19 protein-coding genes are annotated in these 16,828 nt (G+C 36.3%); 6 read left to right on the top strand and 13 right to left on the bottom strand.

The genetic code is table 11. The features are described from left to right. The 3 genes from prfH (at nt 1) to ODR02_RS18460 (ending at nt 3,843) form a co-directional block, all read left to right on the top strand. Nucleotides 1–699 carry a peptide chain release factor H gene (gene prfH / locus ODR02_RS18470; RefSeq protein ID WP_309513009.1) on the top strand — a complete coding sequence of 233 codons (699 nt, stop codon included), beginning with the start codon at nt 1–3 and terminating at the stop codon, nt 697–699. Continuing rightward, entirely contained in the window at nt 686–1,207 is a 522-nt protein-coding gene (locus ODR02_RS18465) for a hypothetical protein (protein ID WP_309513008.1), read from the top strand. The genes prfH and ODR02_RS18465 overlap by 14 nt, the downstream gene beginning before the upstream one ends. A gap of 86 nt (nt 1,208–1,293) precedes the next feature. After that, complete coding sequence (locus ODR02_RS18460; RefSeq protein WP_309513007.1) at nt 1,294–3,843, top strand: T9SS-dependent M36 family metallopeptidase; 2,550 nt, start codon at nt 1,294–1,296, stop codon at nt 3,841–3,843. A 75-nt stretch (nt 3,844–3,918) separates the two neighbouring features. Here the strand turns inward: ODR02_RS18460 and ODR02_RS18455 are convergent, their stop codons facing one another. Then, nucleotides 3,919–4,206, bottom strand: coding sequence for a c-type cytochrome (locus ODR02_RS18455; protein ID WP_209786689.1), 288 nt, complete (start codon nt 4,204–4,206; stop codon nt 3,919–3,921). A 20-nt stretch (nt 4,207–4,226) separates the two neighbouring features. Continuing rightward, nucleotides 4,227–4,520 (bottom strand): c-type cytochrome, encoded by a 294-nt coding sequence (locus tag ODR02_RS18450; protein WP_062676044.1) that lies wholly within the window; start codon nt 4,518–4,520, stop codon nt 4,227–4,229. A 199-nt stretch (nt 4,521–4,719) separates the two neighbouring features. On the opposite strand from ODR02_RS18450, the gene meaB reads away from it, so the two are divergent. Next, the gene (gene meaB, locus ODR02_RS18445; protein ID WP_309513006.1) at nt 4,720–5,712 is read left to right on the top strand and encodes a methylmalonyl Co-A mutase-associated GTPase MeaB; all 993 of its coding nucleotides are present in this window, start codon (nt 4,720–4,722) and stop codon (nt 5,710–5,712) included. Here the strand turns inward: meaB and ODR02_RS18440 are convergent. Then, nucleotides 5,709–6,257 carry a DUF4251 domain-containing protein gene (locus ODR02_RS18440; protein WP_209786691.1) on the bottom strand — a complete coding sequence of 183 codons (549 nt, stop codon included), beginning with the start codon at nt 6,255–6,257 and terminating at the stop codon, nt 5,709–5,711. The genes meaB and ODR02_RS18440 overlap by 4 nt on opposite strands. Before the next feature lie 105 nt (nt 6,258–6,362). Between ODR02_RS18440 and ODR02_RS18435 the strand changes: the two genes are divergently transcribed. Both ODR02_RS18435 and ODR02_RS18430 read left to right on the top strand, forming a co-directional pair. Then, nucleotides 6,363–7,169, top strand: a complete 807-nt coding sequence (locus tag ODR02_RS18435) for a M48 family metallopeptidase (protein ID WP_209786692.1) — start codon at nt 6,363–6,365, stop codon at nt 7,167–7,169. 86 nt (nt 7,170–7,255) lie between these two features. Continuing rightward, entirely contained in the window at nt 7,256–7,567 is a 312-nt protein-coding gene (locus ODR02_RS18430; RefSeq protein WP_105684091.1) for a hypothetical protein, read from the top strand. Nucleotides 7,568–7,603: 36 nt separating this feature from the next. Here ODR02_RS18430 and ODR02_RS18425 read toward each other — a convergent pair whose 3' ends face one another. The 10 genes from ODR02_RS18425 to ODR02_RS18380 form a co-directional block, all read right to left on the bottom strand. Further along, nucleotides 7,604–8,215: an outer membrane beta-barrel protein gene (locus tag ODR02_RS18425; RefSeq protein WP_105684092.1), complete on the bottom strand. Its 612-nt coding sequence runs from the start codon at nt 8,213–8,215 to the stop codon at nt 7,604–7,606. After that, the gene (locus ODR02_RS18420; protein ID WP_309513005.1) at nt 8,199–9,014 is read right to left on the bottom strand and encodes an ABC transporter ATP-binding protein; all 816 of its coding nucleotides are present in this window, start codon (nt 9,012–9,014) and stop codon (nt 8,199–8,201) included. The genes ODR02_RS18425 and ODR02_RS18420 overlap by 17 nt, the downstream gene beginning before the upstream one ends. Continuing rightward, nucleotides 9,014–9,766 carry an MlaE family ABC transporter permease gene (locus ODR02_RS18415; protein ID WP_209786693.1) on the bottom strand — a complete coding sequence of 251 codons (753 nt, stop codon included), beginning with the start codon at nt 9,764–9,766 and terminating at the stop codon, nt 9,014–9,016. Before ODR02_RS18415 ends, ODR02_RS18420 begins: the two co-directional genes overlap by 1 nt. A 102-nt stretch (nt 9,767–9,868) precedes the next feature. Further along, complete coding sequence (locus ODR02_RS18410) at nt 9,869–11,239, bottom strand: exopolysaccharide biosynthesis polyprenyl glycosylphosphotransferase (RefSeq protein WP_209786694.1); 1,371 nt, start codon at nt 11,237–11,239, stop codon at nt 9,869–9,871. Nucleotides 11,240–11,282: 43 nt separating this feature from the next. Continuing rightward, nucleotides 11,283–11,912, bottom strand: coding sequence for a 7-carboxy-7-deazaguanine synthase QueE (locus tag ODR02_RS18405; protein ID WP_209786695.1), 630 nt, complete (start codon nt 11,910–11,912; stop codon nt 11,283–11,285). Nucleotides 11,913–11,919: 7 nt separating this feature from the next. Beyond that, complete coding sequence (locus tag ODR02_RS18400) at nt 11,920–12,804, bottom strand: bifunctional 5,10-methylenetetrahydrofolate dehydrogenase/5,10-methenyltetrahydrofolate cyclohydrolase (RefSeq protein ID WP_034692667.1); 885 nt, start codon at nt 12,802–12,804, stop codon at nt 11,920–11,922. Between the two features lie 47 nt (nt 12,805–12,851). After that, complete coding sequence (gene pgi / locus ODR02_RS18395; RefSeq protein ID WP_309513004.1) at nt 12,852–14,492, bottom strand: glucose-6-phosphate isomerase; 1,641 nt, start codon at nt 14,490–14,492, stop codon at nt 12,852–12,854. Nucleotides 14,493–14,697: 205 nt separating this feature from the next. Beyond that, the gene (locus ODR02_RS18390; RefSeq protein WP_209786697.1) at nt 14,698–15,303 is read right to left on the bottom strand and encodes a hypothetical protein; all 606 of its coding nucleotides are present in this window, start codon (nt 15,301–15,303) and stop codon (nt 14,698–14,700) included. Next, nucleotides 15,293–15,802 (bottom strand): RNA polymerase sigma factor, encoded by a 510-nt coding sequence (locus ODR02_RS18385; RefSeq protein WP_209786698.1) that lies wholly within the window; start codon nt 15,800–15,802, stop codon nt 15,293–15,295. The genes ODR02_RS18390 and ODR02_RS18385 overlap by 11 nt, the downstream gene beginning before the upstream one ends. A gap of 24 nt (nt 15,803–15,826) precedes the next feature. After that, nucleotides 15,827–16,702 carry a TraB/GumN family protein gene (locus ODR02_RS18380; protein WP_309513003.1) on the bottom strand — a complete coding sequence of 292 codons (876 nt, stop codon included), beginning with the start codon at nt 16,700–16,702 and terminating at the stop codon, nt 15,827–15,829. Between the last annotated feature and the right edge of the window lie 126 nt (nt 16,703–16,828).

Raw genomic sequence — 16,828 nt, 5'->3', positions numbered from 1 at the left:
ATGGAAAAATTAATACAGATCACTTCAGGAAGAGGGCCTTTAGAATGCCAATGGGTAGCAGCCAAGGTTCTGAAGACCTTTCTTGAAGAGGCAAAACAAAATACAATAGAATACGAAATCATTCATCGTGAGAACGGTGATGAGAACCTGACATTAAAATCAGTGACCTTGCTTTTAAAAGGGAAAGATCTAATCCCGTTTTTAAAAAACTGGCTGGGAAGTGTTTGCTGGACAGGGAAAAGCACATTCAGGAAACTGCATAAAAGAAACAATTGGTTTATCGGAATCTTTGAACTTGAAAATATAAAAATGATTGATTTCAATGAAAAAGATATCCGGTTTCAGACCGCCAGAAGCCAGGGAAGCGGAGGGCAAAACGTAAACAAGGTGAATACCGCGGTACGGGCTACCCATATTCCTACTAACGAGACTGTTTTTGTACAGGATTCCCGTTCACAGCTGGAAAATAAAAAACTATCCATTATCAGATTAAAAGAAAAAGTAATGACGGTTTATATCCGGCAGCTGGAAAGAAAGCTGAAAGATACCTGGTATCTTCAGATGCAGGTAGAACGCGGAAATCCGGTTCGGACATTTTCAGGAACAGATTTTAAAAAGAATTATGAAGACAAGACATTCAAAAAACAGAGGAATGCCTTGAAAAATGAATTAAAAAACTACAACAATGACCTTAACTAAAAATAAATATTATTTTGAGGCCTTAGATAATTATCCATACAGCCTTCCCTCATGCTTAGAGGCATTAAACTATGCTTTGTCATATGATCCGGAAGATGCAGACAGTTTGTGTCTGATGGGAAGAATTTATAGTGAAATGCTGTTTGATTATGAAAAAGCTAAACTGTATTTCGAAGAAGCGATGCAATGCAATATTTCTAATCTGAATACACCACAATATCATATCAAGTGCCTTTTAGACAATGAAGACCTGGATGATGCAGAAAAACTGATTGACTATTCTTTAAAGATAAAAGGAATAGATAAAAGCAGAATCCTTATCCATCAGTCTTTACTGTTTGAAATCAGATTAGAATATAAACAAGCTTTGAAACCTTTAAAGCTTGCCCGAACATTTGCCTATGATCAATGCATGCTTGATTTCTTAAAAAGCAGAGAAAAATTTATAAAAAGTAAAATGTCACAGAAAAAGAAGAAAAAAATAATTGAAAAAATTAAAAAACATTAATTAATTTCACTTTTTGATAAAAAAATCTAAATTAATATTTTAATATCGCAAATAATTTATAGTTTTGTTGTATAAAAACCAATCTTATGAACAAAAAATTATTTTTATTACCTGTATCTGTAGTGTTTCTTTTCTGTTTTGGGAAAATAAATGGCCAGAACTCCAACAGGATTATTCAGGATTATTATCAAAAAAGTGGAAAGCTAAACCAAAATAAAGTGGGGGTTATCATTCTGAACGAAGATATGTCCAATAGTTTAGGTGCAAATATTGTGAATGTACAGCAGACTTATAATGGGCTGAGAGTATATAATGCATTGGGAAAAGTCATCATTAAAGGGGATCAGATACTCTCTGAAAATAACGACTTTAACAGAAATATTGTTGCTGCCAGTACAGCAAAAGTACATGAGAGATTTTCAGATGACCTTCTTAAGCAAAAACTGGGATTAAGTGCTATTTCGGATACAGACTATTTACCTGATGTCTATTTTGAGAAGAATGGTAAGTATATTCTGGCTAAAGAACTGTTTGTTTCAGATCAAAATTCTTCAGATGTGTGGCATGTACTTGCTGATGCTGAAAGTGGAGAAATACTCAGTAAAGATAATATGACACTAAACTGCAGCTTTGAAGATCACGGTCGTTCTCATGAAGCAGTATCCAATGAATGGGAGAAAACATCAGCAGGGGAGAATCAAAGTAAGCTGTTAAATGCCATGTGGGCACCTACAAATGCATCTTATAATGTTTTTCCATTGCCAGTGGAAGCTCCTACGTTTGGGGCTCGCGCATTGGTAAATAATCCATGGGACTTAGTTGCATCACCGGAAGGCTGGCATTCTGATGGAACGAACAGCTATACCAATACAAGAGGAAATAATGTATATGCATATTCAGATCAGGATAATACGAATAATCCGGGATATTCCCCGGACGGAGGAAGTTCCCTCACTTTCAATTTTCCTTTTGCCGATGGGAGATATGATAATCCTATAACCTATAGAGATGCTGCGATTACCAATCTGTTTTACATGAATAATAAGATGCATGATATCTTTTATAAATTCGGATTTACAGAAGCCGCCAGAAACTTTCAAACGAATAATTTTGGAAAAGGAGGTATACAGGGAGATGCTGTAAGAGCTGAGGCTTTTGACGGAAGCGGTCTTAATAATGCCAATTTCGCTGCAGGCTATGAAGCGGTCATTAGTGGAACTACTTATCTTTCTGTACCAAGAATGCAAATGTATCTTTGGGACAGAACACAGCCAGCCAATGATCCTATCTTACGATATCAGTATAATGCTCCGGCTGCTATTGTAAACCGACCTAAAGTGGCAACCGGAGGGGCGAGTTTTGGCCCTCTTCTGTTAGGTGGCCAAACGGTAACAGGAGATCTGAAAATTGCTACACCGGATGATGCCTGTACAGCTCTTGCAGCAGGAAGTATGACAGGAAAAATAGGAATTGCCAAAAGAGGAACCTGCAGTTTTGCCACCAAGGTTAAAAATATGCAGCTTGCAGGAGCTTTGGGAGGAATTATCTATGATCCTAATAATGTGGATCCTATTTCAATGGGGGGAGATAATGCCGTGACAGGAATTACCATTCCTTCCATTATGATGGGGAAAACAGAAGGCGAGTATATTGTAAATCAAATTAATACAGGAGAAACTGTCAATACAACATTAAATTTCGACTATAATGGCTTTAAACATTCCAGTCTGGATAATGGAATCGTTGCCCATGAATATGGACATGGCATTTCAAACAGATTAACAGGGCAGGGATATAGCTGTCTTCAAAGTGCTGAGCAGATGGGTGAAGGATGGTCAGATTATTTTGCTTTAATGCTTACAACAAGACCTGGAGATACATCAGCGCTGGCGAGAGGAATTGGAACCTATACAAGTAGCCAGCCTATTACAGGAGGTGGTATCAGACCTGCCAAATATTCACCAGACTTTAGTGTAAACAATTATACGTATGGCAAAACCAATACTGTTTCAGGACCACATGCCATTGGGTTTATCTGGGCAACAATGTTGTGGGATCTTACCTGGAAGTACATTGAAAAATATGGATATAACAGTGATGTCATGGCAAGCAGTACTTCCGGAAATGCTAAAGTGCTGCAAATAGTAATGGACGGACTGAAATTACAGGCTTGTAACCCTTCATTTATTGATGGAAGAAATGCAATTCTTCAGGCTGATGCTGTAGGTAATGCAGGTTTGGATAAATGTATGATCTGGAACACCTTTGCTAAAAGAGGTCTAGGGGTAAATGCTTCAGCAGGAAGTAGTTCTGCGGCTAATGATCAGGTGGAAGACTTTACGGTACCGCAAGAATGTATTACGGCACTGGCCACTCAGGATGTTAAACTTTCAGATCAGAAATTTATTATTTTTCCTAATCCTACTTATGATGAATTCTTTGTAGGAAATATAGACAAATCTTCTAAAGAAGTTAAGATCAGAATGTTTGATATGTCAGGAAAACTGATATTCTCTGATACCAGAGAATCAGGTTCTAAAAAAGCCATTTCTACTCAGGGATTCCAGAAAGGAGTTTATATGGTTCATATCCAGCAGGGAGAGAAAGTTCAGGTTGAAAAACTAATGGTAAGATAAGTTGTTAAGTACTATTTTCAACAAAAAATACCCTTGATATATTACAAAAGAAGGCCTCATTTTTGAGGCCTTCTTTTATTTCTTATTTACAGAGATCAGATAATCATACACCATTTGATGCTGGTCATCAGTTAACTTAGCCTTTGGAGCCATTCTGCTTAACGTGTTGATCCATCCCTGGTTGTCATGCTTGGTAGGTTCTGGCAGCTTATGACATTTTGCACAGGAATTTTCAAAAATGGTTTTTCCTTGTGCCAACTGCTCAGATGAGGTATACTTTGGCCCTGTAACAGCCACACTTTTTGGCCCGCAGGACACCAGAAATGCTGATGCTGCGATACCGGTTAAGATGAGTTTTTTCATACCATATTTTTGTTTGATGATTACTTTTTCACAGAAACAATATAATCATACACCCATTGGTGCTGTTCGTCCGTCAGTTTTGCTTTTGGAGCCATAGAATTCATGATTCCTACCCATTGTACAGGATTGTGTGAAGCAGGATCAGGTAATTTATGACATCTTCCACAAGAGTTTTCAAAAATAGTTTTCCCCTGAGCAATCTGTTCTGCAGTAGATGTAGATGTTCCTGCAGTAGTGGCGGATGTAGAAGCTTTCGGCGTACAGGAAACCAGCAAAATAGCAGTAAACGAAGCCGCAGCGATGAGTTTTTTCATGTTTCTTCTTTTTGATATATAACAAATGTAATAAATTCCTTAAGCCTTTGATACAGGGCGTTCTAGTTTTAATTTAGAAGAAATAAAAATTGAATTCATGAAAAATCGTTAATTTCCAATGAAAACAATTTAGATCTTTTGTCTTATCATTATGAGCGGGCTATTGACCATTCGCATTTTAATTGTTAATTTTGAATTAATGAAATTTACTACAGAAGAGTTAATAGAAGGAATACAGTCAGGAAATAAACGCCTGATTGCAAAAGCTATTACATTGGTTGAAAGTAAAAAAGCAGAACACAGAGTACAGGCAGAAGATCTATTGAAGAAAATTATGCCTCTTACCGGAAACTCTGTGAGAGTAGGAGTAACAGGAGTTCCCGGAGCGGGAAAATCCACTTTTATAGAAAACTTTGGCCGCTTGGTTATTGCTCAAGGTAAAAAAGTAGCTGTTTTAGCAATTGATCCCAGTTCGGCAATCAACAAAGGAAGTATTTTAGGGGATAAAACCAGAATGGAAGAACTTGCCAAAGAAGAGAATGCATTCATACGTCCTTCTCCTAGTTCGGGTTTTTTGGGTGGAGTAGCCAATACTACCTTTGAAACCATGATGATTTGTGAGGCTGCAGGGTATGATTATATTTTGATAGAAACCGTTGGCGTAGGGCAGTCAGAAGTATTGGTTGCCGATATTACCGATGTTTTTCTATTCCTTAAAATCATTGGTGGTGGAGACGAACTTCAGGGTATAAAAAGGGGAATCATGGAAATGGTAGATCTTATTTTCATCAACAAAGTAGATCAGGACAATCTTCAGAAAGCCAAAAATACAAGACTTGAATTAAAAAGAGCGCTGGATTTTATTCCACCTAAAGAAAAAGGATGGAAAATCCCAGTTTTATTAGGCTCTGCCCTTTACAATGAGGGATTACAGGAAGTTTATGATACAATTTTCGAATTTATTGATCTGAAAAAGAAAAGCGGACGTTTTGAAGAAATTCGTGTTCAGCAGGCTGAAAAACGCTTCGAATACTGGGTTCAGGAATATATTTTATCACTGATGAAAAAGAGCGATGCAGTAGAGGAAGCTTACCATATGCATAAAAAAAATGCTTCAGCTATGGTTTCGAATCCAAGTACTGAAGCAAAATTATTTGTTGAAAAATTTTTATCTAACGAAAAAAGAGATTAAAGTTTCTCTTTTTCCTGTTTTACCTCTGTTTTAGAAATATATCCGTCATAAGTAATGGGCTGTCTGTCGCTACTTCTTACAGAAACGAAAGCTTTACCGTTTTTAAAGACTTCAATATTAAGTTCATCAACATTTCTTGCATCTTTAGGCTTGAACTTTAAAGTCCAGGTTCCTTTTTTATTTTGAGTTTTAGTTACTGTAAAATCTTTGGAAGTAAATCGGTAACTGTTATCACTTGCTCCTCCATAAGTTGGATTGAACATCCTTCCAAAATAAGGAAGCACTACATCCAAAGTGTTTTTGCTTACATCAATGGTATACTCTCCATTGAGATTAAGTACTCTCGTCGCAGTAGAATTAGGCATTGAGTTCAACACATTAATAACATCATAATTCGTCGGGTTGGCTCTTTGTGCATAAAAAGTAAACTCCTGAGAATCTATCAAATTATCCACTGTTTTCGGATCTAATGATCCTTGTGAAGCACAACTCTGAAAGAAGAACAGGAATCCAAAAATCGTCAGTAAAGAAATATACTTTTTCATAATGAGATAATTATTAAATTTAGACAGCAAAATGTATGCAAATATATTCTTTCTGGAATATTTTGGAATAAAAATTGTTAAGGTTGAATTATTAACACTCAAACTATGAAAGTTACACATCTATTTGGAATAGGAGCTATTGCTCTGTCGGCTGTTGCCTGTACTACGAACCCAATTACTGGAAGATCGTCTTTACAGCTGGCCAATAACTCGGAAATTTTAACAATGTCTTCACAGGAATATAGAACGACATTGTCTAAAGGTAAAGTAATTACCGGTACGGCAGATGCAAAGAGAGTGGTAAATGTAGGGAACAGAATTAAAAGCGCTGCAGAAAGATATTATCAAAGTATCGGTAGATCAGCAGATCTTGCCAGCTACAGCTGGGAATTCAATCTTCTGCAAAGCAGTGAGCTGAATGCCTGGTGTATGCCTGGTGGTAAAGTAGCCGTTTATACCGGAATATTACCGATCACAAAAGACGATAACGGTCTTGCGGTGGTAATGGGACATGAAGTTTCCCACGCGCTGGCAGGCCACGGAAATGAAAGAATTTCTCAGGCAATGGTAGCTCAGTATGGAGGTGCAATCCTGGGAGGAACCATCTCAAATTCACAATGGGCAAGTGTTTTCCAGAAGGTATATCCTATTGGTTCACAAGTGGCTTTATTGAAATATGGAAGAGGTCAGGAATCTGAGGCAGATGAAATGGGTCTTTACCTGATGTCTATGGCTGGATATGATCCAAGAGCGGCTATCCCTTTCTGGAATAGAATGGAAGCTGCATCTTCAGGAGCAAGACAGCCGGAATTCTTATCTACCCACCCAAGTCCGGAAACCAGAATTTCAGATATCAATAAAGATCTTCCGAAAGCTTTAGAATACTATAAGGCTGCGGGAGGAAAAATATAATTAGAATTTTAATCTTGAGTAAGGCCTTATTAAATTTTTAGTAAATTTGGTAAGGCTTTTTTATAAAATCACCTAAACACAATATTATGAAGAGTTTATCAATTACCGGACTTATACTTTTAGCTGTTTCAGCATTACTTTTCTATTTAACGACTGATTTTGCCGTAGAACAAATAAAAATCTCTCATATTATGGGAATCATGGCAGGAGTTGGGATAGGGCTTATCATTGGAGGAATGGTAGGGTATTTAAGTAAGGGAAGCGCTATCAAAGAAGAACAGAAGAAAAAAGAATTTAAGCAGCTACAGAAAGATAAAGAAGAGCTTGAAAAGCAGGCTGCAGAAATTGCAAAACGTCAGGCTGAACTTGAAAATCAAAATAAAAACCCTCAAATTTAAATTTGAGGGTTTAAAGTTGTTATTTTCGATAATTCATTAGAATTTATATCCTAAACCTACCATAAACAGGTTAGGTCTGTTGTCATACCTGATTTCAGAACCGGAAACTTTATTGATGAAATTTCTTTCGTCTTTACTGAAAGCTCCTTCATATCTTGCATTTACAATAAGCTTTTTAATTTCAAGCTGCGCACCAAACTGGTAGCCTACTGTAAAGTCATTCTTAGCATTTTCTTTGAAATCATTGTAAGTATTGTCTTTGTTTAAGTTAAAACTTCCAACGGGTCCTACAAAAACTCCCAGCATATTCCCCAAAAGATTATATCCTAAAAGAACGGGAACATCAATACGGTTGCTTTTTACATCAAAAGTAGTGTTCTCTGTAGTAAACTCATTTTTGAAGTGAGTATAATAGATTTCAGGCATCACGAACAATGAAGTAGGAAGTCCTACTTTTAATGAAAGTCCTACGTTAAAACCTACATTATTTTTACCTGTTCCATCAATGGCATCATTCACTGTTCCTTTGATATTGGACCATGAAGGCGAGCCTGTTGGAAAAATTAAGTTAGCCTTACCTGCCAGTGAAATCTGTGCAGAAGCCCACATTGAAAACCCTAATAACGCTATACTAAGTACCTTTTTCATTATCGTCTATTTTTGTATTTGTAGTTTCAATCGTTTTATTATTCTCAAGTAAATAGTCTCTCAGCTCTTTAAATAGTTCTGAAGAATAAACGAAATCAATCAGATTTTTATTGCCTGCAGTAATCAGAATGTCTTTGTTGCCTTCCCATTCTTTGATTCCCAGTCTTAGGTATACAATTTTCTCGCCAATCGTCATTACAGAGTTCATATCGTGGGTATTGATGATGGTTGTAGTATTGTATTCTTTTGTGATTTCATAAAGAAGATCGTCAATGATCTTTGAGGTATACGGATCGAGTCCGGAATTGGGCTCATCACAGAACAGGTATTTGGGATTATTTACAATAGCTCTGGCAATAGCCACCCTTTTTTGCATTCCTCCTGAAATCTCGGACGGATATTTTCTTTCCGCTTTGTCAAGATGTACTCGTCCTATTACTTCAAAAACTCTTTTCTTTTTTTCTCTGTAGGTAAGGTTGGTAAACATATCCAGAGGAAACATAATATTTTCTTCCACAGTTAAGGAATCAAATAAGGCACTTCCCTGGAATACGGTTCCGATTTCTGAACGAAGATGCTGTTTTTCATCTCTCGTCATGGTATTGATATCCTTACCATCAAAAAGGATTTCTCCTGAGGAAGGCATATAAACATTCAATAAACTCTTTAAAAAAACAGTTTTTCCGGAACCACTCTGCCCAATGATTAAGTTTACTTTTCCTTTATCAAATGAAGTTGAGATTCCCTTCAATACTTCAACATCATCAAAACTTTTCTTAAGATCTTTTACCTCAATCATCAGCTTAATATTAATTGGGTTAAAATTAGTTCAGAAATGATAATGAATACCATTGTCCATACCACGGCCTGCGTACTTGCTCTACCAACTTCCAGCGATCCTCCTTTTACATTGTATCCGAAATAAGAAGGAACTGTTGCAATGATAAAGGCGAAAACGATTGTTTTGGTAAATGCATAGTAAATAAATAAATTCGGCATATACATTTGAATACCAACGATATAATCGTTTTCTGTCCAGTTTCCTGTTAAAATCCCGGCAATATATCCACCACCAATACCAAATACGATACTGATAGCAATAAGAAGGGGATTAAACAGCATACAGGCGATAATTTTAGGAAATATCAGAAAATTGGGTGAGTTTACTCCCATGATATCCAATGCATCAATCTGTTCGGAAACTCTCATAGTTCCAATACTTGAAGCAATATAAGAACCTACTTTACCCGCCAGAATAAGACTGATAATGGTGGGTGCAAATTCCAGAACCAAAACCGCTTTCGTAGCATATCCTACAAATGAAGGCGGAATAGGAAAAGAAGAAGCATCAAAGTTGTTGAACATCTGAATAGCCACTACAGCTCCAACAAATATGGATGTGAAGATGACAAGTCCGAAAGAATTTACTCCCAAATCATTAATTTCTCTCATGAACAGCTTCCAGAAAACCCTCATTTTCTGAGGTTTCTGCAGGGATTTTCCCAAGAGGATAATGTATTCCCCTACTGCTGTGAAAAACTTTTTTAACATACTGCTAAATTAGACTTTTTTATTTAATTGGGCTACAGTCAAGAATAAGACTAAAGCCTGGTTTTGTGTTAAATTATTTCAATATAAACCTTATTCGGTTTATTATTTTGCATTTTTATCTCCTCCTATCACCAATAAAACGGTTTTCAAAATAATAACCAGATCGAGTACAAAACTCCAGTTTCTTACATAGAAAGCATCGGCCAGAACCCTTTTTTTCATCTCTACTTCCACGTCTCCGAAGTCACCACGCAATCCATTCACCTGAGCTAATCCCGTAATACCAGGATTGACCATGCTTCTTAAGCTGTATCTTCCGATTTTGGGTTTATAATAATTATCAACAGCCAGCATATGCGGACGCGGACCTACCACAGACATTTCACCCTTCAATACATTAATGAATTGGGGAAGCTCATCAAGACTGGTTTTTCTTAAAAATCTACCCACTTTGGTAATCCTGGAGTCGTTTACTGATGTGGTTTTAGTTGTAGATTCATCATTAACAACCATGGTTCGGAATTTAAAACAATGAAAGACTTCTTCATGAAAACCATATCTTTTTTGAAGGAAAAAAACCGGACCTTTGGAAGTGGTTTTGATTAATATGGCAATGATTGGAAATACCCATGAGCAAATTAAAACCAATATAATGACAGAAAAGAAAATGTCGAACGTTCTTTTCATCAGGAAATTAGAATAATAATCTAAGGGATATCTAGCCTGATTCAGTACTGGCTGAGTCTGTATATATCCAAGATCATACAAGAAAAAATCACTTTGTGTGATACTTGGAATAAGTGAAATATGAATCTTATTATCTTCTGCCAGTTTGAAAAGTTCATTCTGAATCCATTCATCATAAGAGTTTTCCAGAGATAAAAACAGGGTATGAATCCCGTTCTTTTTCCAGAAAGCAACCAGTTCATTAATATTGATATCAGAATTTTCGTATTCAAATATTCTGTATCCATAATCTTTACGTTCTGTGAAGATATTCTTAAGGATCTCTGTAGAATGATTATCTCCCAAAAACATTACATTCCTGTAGTTGGCTCCAAGGGATCGTAAGTATTTAATGGCGAAATAGACCAGTGATTTTGCCAGGAAAATAGAAATAAAAAGATAAAGGGAAAGCCAGTAAATATCCGAATTAAAAAATACATTATAACTTACCTTTCCTATAAGCAGTACGCCAAGTATAAAAAAGAGGAAATGGATTAAAAGGCGTTCAAGAAACAACGTATAAGTAAGGTTCCTCGGAATATTGTATATTTTTGTCCTACCACTCAGGAGCACCCAGAACAAAAATAACAGAATCAGAGAAAAACTATTCTGATACCAGGTTTCTTTATTGTATTTTAAACTTTCGTTTCTGCTTATAAAAAAGAATATGAAGATAGATGCAATAACCATGAGGTCAAGCAACATAATGATTGATTTCAGGTATCTAGAGTATCGAATTCTCTGCATCTATCAGTATTATAGCGGATAAGCCCGGCTAATTTACACTTTTTTACGGTATATTCAGATATTTGTGCGTCTGAACAGAAGCCTGCCATTCCGGATTTTCCAGGATAAAATCTGTTATCTTAGGATACATATCATCTCTCTTGCTCCATTCACTCTGAAGATAAAGCTTACAGTTTTCAGAAACTTTTGAAGCCTGTTCCTGAGCAAACGTAAAGTCATGCTGATTGAAAATGATTACTTTAAGCTCATGGGCCTTTTGATAAATCTCTTCTTTAGGCAATCCTGTTTTCTTTGGCGAAAGAGTAATCCAGTCCAACTGTCCGCTCATAGGATAAGCTCCCGAAGTTTCGATATGTACTGTACATCCCAGTTCTTTCAATCTGGAAGTCAATATATCCAAGTTCCACATTAGAGGTTCACCACCCGTAAGAACAATTGTTTTACAATGTTTTGCAGCTGTTTCTGCAATTTCTACTGTATTCATCAGAGGATGGAGTTCCGGATCCCAGCTTTCTTTTACATCACACCAGTGACATCCTACATCACAACCTCCAAGTCTGATAAAATAGGCTGCTTTTCCGGTGTGTGCTCCTTCTCCCTGTAAAGTGTAAAAATGCTCCATTACAGGGAGCATTTTACCTTCTTTTAATAAAATATCTTCTTCTTTATTCATTTTAAAATTAGTCGTTATAGACCGAAGTTTTGTAGGCAATGATGGTATTTTTCATCAACATTGCTCTTGTCATAGGGCCTACTCCTCCAGGTACCGGTGTAATCCAGCTTGCTTTTGCAGCACAGCTGTCAAAATCTACGTCACCTGCAAGGTAATATCCTTTTGGAGAATCATTATCTACTCTTGTAATACCCACGTCAACAATTACAGCTCCTTCTTTGATCATATCTCCTTTCAGGAAATGGGGATCTCCCAAAGCAGTAATAACGATGTCTGCCTTTCTTGTATATTCTTCGATGTCTTTTGTGTATGAGTGTGTAAGGGTAACGGTAGAGTTTCCTGGGAAATCTTTTCTTCCCATAAGGATACTCATTGGTCTTCCTACAATTTTACTTCTTCCGATAATTACACAGTCTTTCCCTTTAGTTTCAATATTGTATCTTTCCAATAATGTTAAAATACCAAAAGGAGTTGCCGGTAAGAAAGTATCCATTTCAAGAGCCATTTTTCCAAAGTTTTCAGGGTGGAAACCATCCACGTCTTTTCTAGGATCAATCGCATTGATAATTTTCTCCTGATCAATCTGGTCTGGTAAAGGCAGCTGAACGATAAATCCGTCTACTGCTTTAGATTTATTAAGCTCATCAATTTTTTCCAATAATTCAGATTCAGAAACTGTGCTTGGAAATTTGATTAAGCTGGATTGAAACCCTACTTCCTCACAGTCTTTCACTTTAGAGTTTACATAAGCCTTGCTTGCTCCGTTATTTCCTACAAGAATAGCCACCAAATGCGGAGCTCTTCTTTTGCTAGCGAGAATCTTTTCTACTTCAACCTTGATCTCTGCTTTAATTTCCTTGGATACTTTAAGTCCGTCAAGAATTTCTGCCATTTTTACTTTTTTACTTTATAGATTTACTTTTACTTTCTTTTTACTTACTACTTGTTTTCCTTATAGTAATTGATCAATCCGTTGGTAGAACTGTCATGAGAGCTTATTGCTTCATTGTTTTCAAGCTCAGGAAGGATTTTATTGGCTAATACTTTTCCTAATTCCACTCCAAACTGGTCAAAGCTGAAAATATTCCAGATCACACCCTGAACAAAAATTTTGTGTTCATACAGAGCAATCAACTGACCTAGTGAAAAAGGAGTTAATTCGTTGAATAGTATCGAGTTAGTTGGAGTGTTTCCATGGAAGACTTTGAAATTGATTAGTCTGTCTATTTCTTCATCAGATTTGCCTGCATTTCTCAATTCTTCTTCTACTTCTTCTTCCAGTTTTCCGAAGGCAAGTGCTTCAGTCTGAGCGAAAAAGTTCGCTAATAATTTATCCTGATGATCCGAAACTTTGTTTGGGCTTTTTGCATAGGCAATAAAGTCTGCCGGAATTAATTCTGTTCCCTGGTGGATTAGTTGATAAAATGCGTGCTGGCCGTTTGTGCCTGGCTCTCCCCAGATTATAGGTCCGGTTTCATATTCTACAAATTCACCGTTTCTGTCTACACATTTTCCGTTACTTTCCATATCTCCCTGTTGAAGATAAGCTGCAAATCTGTCCAGATATTGAGAATAAGGTAAGATTGCATAAGTAGTTGCTGCATAGAAGTTACGGTACCATATTCCCAAAAGCCCCATTAATACCGGAACGTTTTCAGAAAAGTCTGCAGTCTGGAAGTGTTGGTCAGTATCAAAAGCACCTCTTAAAAGCTGCTCAAAGTTTTCATATCCTACAGAAAGTACGATACTTAGTCCGATAGCACTCCAAAGAGAATATCTTCCACCTACCCAGTCCCAGAATTCAAAAATATTTTCTTCTGCGATTCCGAACTTTTTAACTTCTTCAATATTAGTGGATAAAGCAACGAAATGTTTTGCTACATCTTCCTGTTTCCCAGCTTTCAGGAACCAGTCTTTTGCTGAATTGGCATTCGTCATTGTTTCCTGAGTCGTAAAAGTTTTGGAAGCAATGATGAATAAAGTGGTTTCAGGATTTAAGCTTTTTACCACTTCTGCGATATGATTTCCGTCTACATTGGAAACAAAATGAACGTTGAGTCTTGTTTTAAAATGCTTTAAAGCCGAACAAACCATAACAGGTCCCAAGTCTGATCCTCCAATTCCGATGTTTACGACATCTGTGATCTCTTTCCCACTGAAACCTTTATGCTCTCCTGAAATAATTTTTTCAGAAAAAGACTTCATGTGCTCAAGAACTCTTTTGATTTGTGGTTTGATATTTTCCCCGTTCACAATAATTTCACGGTCTGAGAAATCTCTTAATGCCGTGTGCAGCACGGCTCTTCCTTCTGTTTCATTGATTTTATCTCCGGAGAACATTTTAGAAATAGCATCTTTTAGCTGGCTTTCTTCCGCCAATTGCAATAAAAGCTCCTTTGTTCTTGAATCAATTAAGTTTTTAGAATAATCAAAAAGATAGTTGTCCTTTTGCAGGGAAAACTCATTAAAACGGTTCGGGTTATATTGGAAAAGGGTTCTAAGATCAAAGTCATTTCCACCGAAGTGTTCATCAAGTGCTTTCCAGCTGTTAGTTTGTGTTGGATTTATTTTTGATAGCATATTACAGAATTTTTATCGTTCAGAAAATCATGTATTGGATGGAAATAGCTCATAATCCATAATGATTTATTTCTGATCTGCAAATTTACGGAAAAATAAAACCTCAGATAAATTTGAAGATGATAAATAACGATTTTTTAAAAAACAAAACCTCAGAAAGGCTCTGAGGTTATATAAAAAGTGTTCTGTGATAGATGTTTAAATGTTATTCATCCATTTCGTTCAGGATATTTTCCAATTGTTTGGCGCTAGGTCCGTAAAAATATTTTGTCCATAAAATAATACTTGCTACAACAGAAAGAACGCCTATCAATACTAATAAAATAAGGGATATTTGATGTTGATGGCTAATATCCGCCAACGATTCACCTTTTTTCTCCAGAAGATTATATGCCACTAAACCTAATGTTATTATAAAATGGGGAAGTAACAAGAATCCAAATGACTGGTATCTTTCCATATTTAATTTGAGTTCGTGGTAGATCTTCCAAAGACTATTTCTTGTGTTTCCGGTATAAAGTTCCGCTTGTTTGTAAAATTGGTAAAATCCGAATAAATAATAACAGGATACTACTACCAATAAAGCATAAGATATATAATAAATGGTATACTGTGAAGGCGGAAATTGGAATAGCATCGGAAAGAAACCAATCAGGATGATGGAAATAACCTGCGCAGGAAATTCCTTTTTCATACTCTTTTGAATCTTTTCTATAGGATGTTTACTTTCCTTTAATTGTTCTATGGTATCAGGAATATGGACATCACTGTCTTCTTTATTCCATTGTTCTTTTAATTGATCAAAATTCATAACCTGATTTTTTTATGATGTGTTGTATTTTTTCTTTTGTTCTGTTGAGTTTTACGCGGGCATTGCCTTCACTAAGTCCTAAATTATTTCCTATTTCCTTGTGTGACATCCCTTCCATGAAATAAAATATGACTGCTTTTTCTAAGGAGTTCAGCTCCTGAACAGCATTGTAGAAAATTTCCAGCTGCCTGTCCTTTGTAGGATTGTAATCCTCCTGCTGTACTTCAAAATGAGCAGGAGCATCTGTATGATTGTTGGATCTTTTCTTTTCTTTTTTTAAATAGGTGATTGCAGTATTGATGGCAACCCGATACATCCAGGTAGAAAACTCACTGTTACCCTTAAAATTCTGATAGGATTTCCAAAGCTGGATAAGAATCTCCTGCTGAAGGTCTTCGCGGTCTTCTACAGAATCTGCATAGATCCGTGAAGCTTTGTATAAAATACCCTTGTGCTGGTTAACGAGCTTTAAAAAAGCGGTTTCAGTTGGATTGCTCACAATAGTTTCATGGTTTGGTTATGGTTATAAGCTCGATACAGGTTTTACCGTGTAGCCTTTTGCCTGTAGAAGAGGAATAATTCCGTTTTCACCCATAAGATGAGAGCCTCCAACGGCAAAGAAAGAACTTTCTTTTTTCATCATGTCCGGCATTACTTTTACCCAGTTTTGATTTCTGTTGGTAAGCATAGCCTTTTCCTGCTGAGCATTCATGAATCTTTCATCCTTAAAAAGACTGTATAGAGATTGTACATTTTCATTTTTAAAAGCTTCAATCATCTGTCTGAACAATATTTGATATTCTTTGTCCATTTTAAGCTGAGAGATTGTGCTTTTCAGATCATACGCTTCATTGATTGATTTCATTTGATCTTCCACTTTTTCAAGTCCTTTGATGCTTTTTTTATCTTTCATTGCTTTTTGAAGAAGTTCCATTTCGTAAAGTTTTACTTCGGTCTGAGGGCAGGGGATTGCTTTGGTAGAAAGCAGTGCATACAGAGCCTGAGGACTTGAAGAATCTATACTTTTCAGATCTGTTCCATAATTAGCGAGAACAGTATTCAGTTCTTTAGCTTCTTCGGGAGAAAGCTGATCCGATATTTTTTTATCTGCTTTAAACATTTTCTGTAATGACATCATTTCAGCGGGATCTGTATAATTGATTTCCATAACAAAGTTGTCAGATTTCTCAAGTGCTTTTAGTACCTTAGGTTTGATCTCAAAATCTTTACTGCATAAGATATGAAAAGTTCCGCTAATGTAAGATGGTTTAGAAAGACCGTTTCCGGAAACCTCCCAAAGAAGACTGTTTTCTTTGTTCGTATTGTTGCTTTGCGCTTTTGCAGTTATTGTGCTTATTGATAATAATGCTGCGAATCCAAGTTTTATTAAATTTTTCATTGTATTAATTTTTTTGATTTTCTGTTCTTTTAAAGAGTAGGTAAAGCAGGCATTACAATCGTTACACTTTTTTATTAAAAAAAATAAAAACCTCTCAAAAAGGAGAGGTTGTAAAATCTAAAATTA

This window comes from Chryseobacterium sp. CFS2, assembly GCF_036543225.1.
Lineage (GTDB): Bacteria > Bacteroidota > Bacteroidia > Flavobacteriales > Weeksellaceae > Chryseobacterium > Chryseobacterium culicis_A.
The sequence above is the reverse complement of the archived record's forward strand: the minus strand, read 5'-3'. Positions and strand labels throughout refer to the sequence as shown.

Bases quoted from the DNA above. Each gene is read 5' to 3' on its own strand.
- prfH (WP_309513009.1), top strand. From the start codon at position 1: ATGGAAAAATTAATACAGATCACTTCAGGAAGAGGGCCTTTAGAATGC.
- ODR02_RS18465 (WP_309513008.1), top strand. From the start codon at position 686: ATGACCTTAACTAAAAATAAATATTATTTTGAGGCCTTAGATAATTAT.
- ODR02_RS18460 (WP_309513007.1), top strand. From the start codon at position 1,294: ATGAACAAAAAATTATTTTTATTACCTGTATCTGTAGTGTTTCTTTTC.
- ODR02_RS18455 (WP_209786689.1), bottom strand. From the start codon at position 4,206: ATGAAAAAACTCATCTTAACCGGTATCGCAGCATCAGCATTTCTGGTG.
- ODR02_RS18450 (WP_062676044.1), bottom strand. From the start codon at position 4,520: ATGAAAAAACTCATCGCTGCGGCTTCGTTTACTGCTATTTTGCTGGTT.
- meaB (WP_309513006.1), top strand. From the start codon at position 4,720: ATGAAATTTACTACAGAAGAGTTAATAGAAGGAATACAGTCAGGAAAT.
- ODR02_RS18440 (WP_209786691.1), bottom strand. From the start codon at position 6,257: ATGAAAAAGTATATTTCTTTACTGACGATTTTTGGATTCCTGTTCTTC.
- ODR02_RS18435 (WP_209786692.1), top strand. From the start codon at position 6,363: ATGAAAGTTACACATCTATTTGGAATAGGAGCTATTGCTCTGTCGGCT.
- ODR02_RS18430 (WP_105684091.1), top strand. From the start codon at position 7,256: ATGAAGAGTTTATCAATTACCGGACTTATACTTTTAGCTGTTTCAGCA.
- ODR02_RS18425 (WP_105684092.1), bottom strand. From the start codon at position 8,215: ATGAAAAAGGTACTTAGTATAGCGTTATTAGGGTTTTCAATGTGGGCT.
- ODR02_RS18420 (WP_309513005.1), bottom strand. From the start codon at position 9,014: ATGATTGAGGTAAAAGATCTTAAGAAAAGTTTTGATGATGTTGAAGTA.
- ODR02_RS18415 (WP_209786693.1), bottom strand. From the start codon at position 9,766: ATGTTAAAAAAGTTTTTCACAGCAGTAGGGGAATACATTATCCTCTTG.
- ODR02_RS18410 (WP_209786694.1), bottom strand. From the start codon at position 11,239: ATGCAGAGAATTCGATACTCTAGATACCTGAAATCAATCATTATGTTG.
- ODR02_RS18405 (WP_209786695.1), bottom strand. From the start codon at position 11,912: ATGAATAAAGAAGAAGATATTTTATTAAAAGAAGGTAAAATGCTCCCT.
- ODR02_RS18400 (WP_034692667.1), bottom strand. From the start codon at position 12,804: ATGGCAGAAATTCTTGACGGACTTAAAGTATCCAAGGAAATTAAAGCA.
- pgi (WP_309513004.1), bottom strand. From the start codon at position 14,492: ATGCTATCAAAAATAAATCCAACACAAACTAACAGCTGGAAAGCACTT.
- ODR02_RS18390 (WP_209786697.1), bottom strand. From the start codon at position 15,303: ATGAATTTTGATCAATTAAAAGAACAATGGAATAAAGAAGACAGTGAT.
- ODR02_RS18380 (WP_309513003.1), bottom strand. From the start codon at position 16,702: ATGAAAAATTTAATAAAACTTGGATTCGCAGCATTATTATCAATAAGC.